Source organism: Streptomyces sp. NPDC014995 (assembly GCF_043080745.1).
GTDB lineage: Bacteria > Actinomycetota > Actinomycetes > Streptomycetales > Streptomycetaceae > Streptomyces.
Window position 1 is genome coordinate 1 of sequence record NZ_JBIBVX010000044.1, and the last position, 5,992, is coordinate 5,992.

Consider the following 5,992-nt stretch of genomic DNA (forward strand, 5'->3'; position numbering starts at 1 on the left):
GCAGCCCGATCGCTTACGAGACAGCTTCCGAAACAACATCAACTACGCTGACACCAGCCGCATAACCCGTGTCCAGGACTCGGGGTCAGGGCCCGGGTGCCGGGGGCGACGGCGAGGCCGACACCGAGATGCGCCGCCAGCTGGCCGGCCACTACAACACCGTGCGTCCGTCTGCCCCTGCTTGGTGAGTCGCCAACGCTGGGGCGGCGGGTACTGGAGCGATGAAGCGGCCGCCCGGCTGTACTGCCCGGAGGCCGCCCACCTTCGCCTTCAGCAGGCGATGCGGTGGGACGACAGTCTGGGGAGCGTGAGACATCAACGGGCTGAGACACGCCTACAGGTCACATAACGCCGTCCAACGAGGTCGCGTCCGGCAGCTGCACGGCCCCGGCCACGACCTATGGAAACGACGGCCCCATTTCTGTGCCGCGCTGGAGCGCAGCACTACCTGGCCCGCGTCGACGGGGGAGGGGTGTACCGCTCGCGCGAGACGGCGTCTTGACCCTCGCCTCTCTGGCGAGAGCCCGACGCATGTATCCAGAGGGGCGCAGGCGTCGCACCTGTCGTGCTCTCGGTCAGAGACGATCCGCGAAGTGCACCCCTCTTCTCAGCGCTTTACCTGGGTGTCGAGACCTGGCCCCTGTGTGAGCGGCCAGCTGTGGAAGGAGGCGCGGATGCGCCCTGTCCCGAGCTGAGCCCGTCCAGCAGGAGGTCCCCGAGCTCGGAGAAGGCGTCGCCGGCGGTCAGGCCGGTCCTCTCCAGGTGGACCCCCGACTGGACCGGGTCGATGGTGACCGCCACGACGTGGGCGGCGAAGTGGCCGTTGAGTGCGCGGAAGACGCCGGTCTGCACGCCCTCCTCGATGAGTTCGTGGACTCGGTGCGCGGCGGCGGCGGAGTTCTTGCGGTAGATCTGTGCGGTCGGTTCGTAGCCGACCATGTCGTCGTAGAAGGCGTTGGAGTGGCGGCGCATGGCGGTGCCGACGCCGGTGAGGTAGACCCGGATGCGCTGCCTGGCGTCGGGCTCGGCCTGGACCGCCTGTTCGATCTCGGCGGTCGCGTCCCGGAAGAAGGCACGGGTGACCGCCAGTACCAGCTGTTCCACATCACCTTCCGGATCAGTGACGCGGCTGATCTGCTCGGCGAAATCGGCCCGCCCGCCTCCGTCGCCTTGCCACGCCTGCGCAACCTCCTGACGCACGACTACGAATGGGTTCGGGTGCATTGCGCGGCCGCGCTCTGGGAGATCGGCGGCGACGCCGAGGCACCGGCCGTCCTGGACGCCCTGCTGCAGGCCATGGCCAAGAACCCTGCGACGGCCAACCACGTCGTGACCTGCCTGGACCGCATGGGCCCCTCGCGGCACCGGCCCTGCCCCTGCTCCGCGAGCAACTGGCCCAGCCCCGGCGCGGCGGCAGATTCCAGAGCATCGACCACGACGAAGAACTCCAGCGGGTCAGCCGTACCCTCATCACCCGGCTCGATTCCCCAGCACCGTCAGCCCCCGCATCGCGAACAACCTGAGCTGCGCCACCCCTCGTTATGTTCTTCGCGGTCCTGCAGGGGGACCGCTGGCCTCCGGGCCCGGCATGACCATGATGGACCAGTTTGGCGTTCTCTGCGGGTCCGGCGTCCGCCGCCGGCAGCCCGGCGACGGACGGGCCGGCCGCTAGAAGAGGCCCTTGTAGTTCTGCCACGCGGCGCCGATCTTGATGCGGGCGCCGAAGGTGCCGGTACCGGTGCCGTTCTGCCGGTACAGGGTGCCGCCGGTGTCGCGGGCGACGAGGTCGGCCTTGCCGTCACCGGTGATGTCCCCGACGCCGACGACCGCGTTGTAGGTCCCGCCCCAGCTGGCGAAGAGCTTCACGCGGGCGGAGAAGGTGCCGTTGCCCCTGCCGATGTACCGGTAGAGGTTGTTGGAGGTGTCCTGCGCGAGAAGATCGCCGATGCCGTCACCGTTGAGGTCACCGACGCCGATGATCTTCTTGTAGGACTTCCAGTTGTCGTAGAGCTTCACGGGGGCGGCGAGCTTGCCGGTGCTGGTGCCCTTGTACAGGTAGACCTTGCCGGTGGAGGGGTTGCGGGCGATCAGGTCGGGGCGGCCGTCCTTGGTCACGTCACCGGGGGAGGTCAGGACGTCGAACTGGTTGAAGCCGCTCGCCCCGACCGTCGTGTACGGCGTCGTCGGCTTCAGTGCCGCCCCGCACGCGGGCTTGTACAGGCGCAGGGCGCCGGTGCTCAGCCGGACGAGGACGTCGTTGCACCGGTCGCCGCTGAGGTCGCCGATGGACACCGCCCTGACCGACGTGGACCATCCGCTCCCCGATACCTTCCCGGAGAACTTCCCGGCCCCGTCTCCCTGTTGGAAGGTGAGCACCCCCGTGGAGTCCATCGTCAGGAGATCGCCGACGCCGTCGGGCAGCGACGAGGCCCCGGCGTGATCCCGCCACACCGCCGTGCCGCCCGTCAGTCGGACCGTGCCGGACTGCACCAGCGCCGCGCCCTGTCCATCCGTCGGCTGGGCCGTCAGCGTCCAGGTGTACGAGCCGTTGGGAAGCAGTCCGCCGGTCGCGTCACGGCCGTCCCAGGTCGTGGCGATCGAGTACTCGGCCGCTCCACCGGCGCGCGTGGCCACCACGCGGCCCGTGGCACTGTGTCGGATCTCCACCTTCCAGGAGGCCGCCGGCTCGGACAGCCACCACTGCCCGTTCCAGGAGATCGGGGTCGCGTCCGTCTCCACCCGCGAGGTGACATGCCGGTAGGGCGAGACCAGGGCCGCCGCGGGCCGGCCGGTGTGCAGGATATGGACGGCCTGATCGAGTGTGGAGTAGGCGAGGTCGCCGGTGCGCGGGTCGAGTGCCACGAGCCCCGCGGTCTCGGTCGCCCACTGCTGGACGGCCGACCCGGAGTGCAGGTCGTAGAGGCCCAGACCCCGCTCGCCACCGCGGACGGCCACGACGCCGTCGCCGAGGAACGCCTCTCCGGTGGACGCGAGCGGAATGCTCTTGCGGGACTGGAGATCGTAGACGCCTGCCCTGGTGTACGGAGCGGTGCCGGCGCTGCACTTCCAGTACAGCCAGCGGCCGACGGCCTGGAGATCGATCATGGAGGTGCACCCGGTGTCGACCGCGAAGGACGTCAGCGAGGTCCCCGTGCGCGCGTCCTTGGCCGTCACCGTGCCGCCCGTGGCCACGGACCACATCGTGGTCCCCCAGAACGCACCCTCCCGATAGGGCTCCTTGTGCACGACCTTCCCGGAGTCGATGTCGACGACCCGCAGTTCCCGGAGGCTGCCGCCCACGGGGGTCCCGTCGACCAGCAGCATGTTCCCGGACACCCCAACGATCACACCGCCGCCGTAGGAGTTCTGGAGTCCCGTGTCGAGCGGGGTGCCGGGGAACGTACCGTCCTTGCCCACGACGAACAGTTGGGACTGAAAGCCGCTGTCCGTGGTCACGGATCCGCGGTAGACGGTCCGGCCGTCCCCGGTGGCATACAGTTCGGGGCACAGCAGATCGACGCCGCACGTGTTGTACAGGCCGGACAGGCTGCCGATCCGTACGCGCTCGCCGTATCCGGGTGCGGCTTCCGCGAGCGGGCGCTCGTACGCGGACGTGAGTCGATCGCCGTACTCCAGGGTCCTGACTGTGCCGTGAACCACCGTCAGCCGCTGCAGCTTCATCGGAACCGGCGGGATGCGGACCGCGAGCGTCGCGTACGGCACGCCGTCCGCCCCGGCCGTGATGGCCTGGTAGCCGTAGTCCTGCGCGGACTGACCGCCGACGACCTGGACGCCGCCGTCCGGCCGGATCGCGACACGATCCGCCGCCGCGCGCGAGAGCAGGGTGCGCTCGGCGGAACCGTCGAACGGGACGGCCACCACTTTGTAATGGGACCCGCCGGCGACGTAGTTACCGAGCGAGGCGTCGTGGCGGGCGACGATCAGCGCGTCGCCGACAACACCGATGACCTTGGAGTCCGCCAGGCTGACCGACATCTCGCGGACGGGTGTGTCGAACCGGCCCTGCTCGTAGATCCGTACGCCACCGGCCTGGGGGGTGACCAGGTGATGGGCCGTCACCGCGGACTTGGCGTACACCGTGCCTTGCGGCAGAAACGTGGCTTGCGCGGTGTCGACGTCGATCCAGAAGTACTGGGCGGCAGATTCTCCGGGGACACGTGCCAACGAGAGGAACCCGTGGACGCCGGCCCGCAGGGCAAAGAGGAAGGAAGCCCCTTCCGGAATGCCCGTCACAGCGCGGTCGACCGTGGTGCCGTTCTCGGCGGTCAGCAGATGGAACTCGGTCCAGGTGCCGTCGGTGCTGGTTCCACCCCTCGTCACGACCGTGGTCCCGATCGTCCTGTTGTACTTCTGGCCGGCAGGCACGGTGACCCTCGTGGTCTCGTCCGTGACCATGTTGCGCAGCTGTACGTCGCCGGTGCCGCCACTGGGCGGCAGCGCCACAACGTCCGACGCGGCCCCGTAGTACTCCAAGGGGTCGACCGTCCGCGTTCCCGCGAGCTTTCGGGTCGTACCGTCGGTGCCCGTCCACTCCAGTGCGTAGACACCGCTCGTGGACAGGTGCAGGAATCCCGACGGTCCGACGGTCGCGACAGAGCCCATGCCCGGTGTGACGCGCATGGTCGCGGGGATCGTGGTCTCGGTGAACGCCCCGGGGTCCGCCGACGCGGTCCCGGCGGCCGGACCGACAGCCAACGGCAAGGACACGACCGCACACGCTGCGAGGAGACGCAGGCGGGCGGAGGTATGACGAGACAAGAAGACCCTCCCCGGGACGCGAGGCGGAACCCACACCGTCAACTCCGGTGCCCCTGGCCCCCCGGCCGTCGCACCCGCCTCCTGAAAAGAAGCTGATCTTACAAGCAGCGCACAGCTTCCGAGTAACGGAATGACGGACGCAGCCGAATGTGAGTGGGTGGTGGGGTGGCAGTGGGTGGGCGCCAGCGGAATCGGGGTGTTGATGTCCTGGTGTAGGGGTGGGGCGGGGCTGGGGTTGCTCTCATGGGGTGACCACAGCGATCGGAGGTGGTGGGGAATCGGTGTCGACTCGGAAGTAGCACCACGTGGACCAGGCAGAGTCCAGAACGCCTGTCACGCCCCGATCGGTCATGTAGTAGGCCTGTGTCTTGGCCCGCAGTTTGTAGTCCGTCTGCGGAGCGAGCGCGGAGGACGTGGCGTCACGCACCGCGTTGTCCGCCACCCAGGCGCCGTCGGGAGAGTTCGCCCACCAGGCGCGGCTGGAGCCTTCCGCCTTCCAGATCTCGAACATCGCACGCAGTCGCGCCTGCGATCCGTCCACCGACTGCACCGTGCCATACACCTTCGGGGTGGTGTCGCTGGTGACCTGGGGCACAGTGGAAGTCCCGCACGCCTTGCCAGTGGTGCCGGCCTGGACCTGCGCCTCGGTCGGCGTGGACGGGTATGAGACGTACGTAACCGACAGCTTCGCATCGTTGCGGAACCGCGCCCAGGCGCCGGCGTCGGACTCGTCGTGCGCGGTCAGCGAGAAGGTGATCTCAGCCTTTTTGCTCGAGGCGTAGGACGCGAGAGTCGTCGTCAGATTCTCGTTCGTCTCTTCGCCTGTGTTGTCGCTGAAGCGCACCCAGTTCGCCGGCTGCGACGGATCGCACAGGGCACCGCGCCCATAGGCCACGCTCCGGTCGCCCATCAGATCCACTGCGGCGGGCCTGGTCGACCAGGTGGTGCTGGAGGAGATGCCCTTCTCCACGCGGCTCAGGTCGTACCAGTGTGGTTCACAGGTGAACGTCCACACCTGGTACACCTCCATCGTCGCGTCCAGGACCTTCTTGCCGTGGATCGACGACAGCGGGTACTCGAAGTACATCCGCTGGGTGTACGGGCTGTAAGAGGTCCTAGTTGATCATGTGACTGTCGTCCTGGTTGCTCGTTGGTTTGTCGTGGGGAAGAGGGAGTCACGGCCGTGGATCGTCTCGGACGAACTGTGGTCGCT

The 5,992-nt window shown here is 68.5% G+C and carries 3 protein-coding genes; all 3 read right to left on the minus strand.

Annotated features, from left to right (window positions below):
* Nucleotides 1–615 precede the first annotated feature (615 nt).
* The gene (locus ACF1A1_RS39220; protein WP_392006966.1) at nucleotides 616–1,104 is read right to left on the minus strand and encodes a hypothetical protein; all 489 of its coding nucleotides are present in this window, start codon (nucleotides 1,102–1,104) and stop codon (nucleotides 616–618) included.
* A gap of 564 nt (nucleotides 1,105–1,668) precedes the next feature.
* Nucleotides 1,669–4,728, minus strand: a complete 3,060-nt coding sequence (locus tag ACF1A1_RS39225; RefSeq protein ID WP_392006967.1) for an FG-GAP-like repeat-containing protein — start codon at nucleotides 4,726–4,728, stop codon at nucleotides 1,669–1,671.
* Between the two features lie 292 nt (nucleotides 4,729–5,020).
* Nucleotides 5,021–5,866, minus strand: a complete 846-nt coding sequence (locus ACF1A1_RS39230; protein WP_392006969.1) for a hypothetical protein — start codon at nucleotides 5,864–5,866, stop codon at nucleotides 5,021–5,023.
* Nucleotides 5,867–5,992 lie beyond the last annotated feature (126 nt).

Excerpts from the sequence above, each read along its gene's own strand:
- ACF1A1_RS39230 (WP_392006969.1), bottom strand. The coding sequence starts at position 5,866 with ATGTACTTCGAGTACCCGCTGTCGTCGATCCACGGCAAGAAGGTCCTG.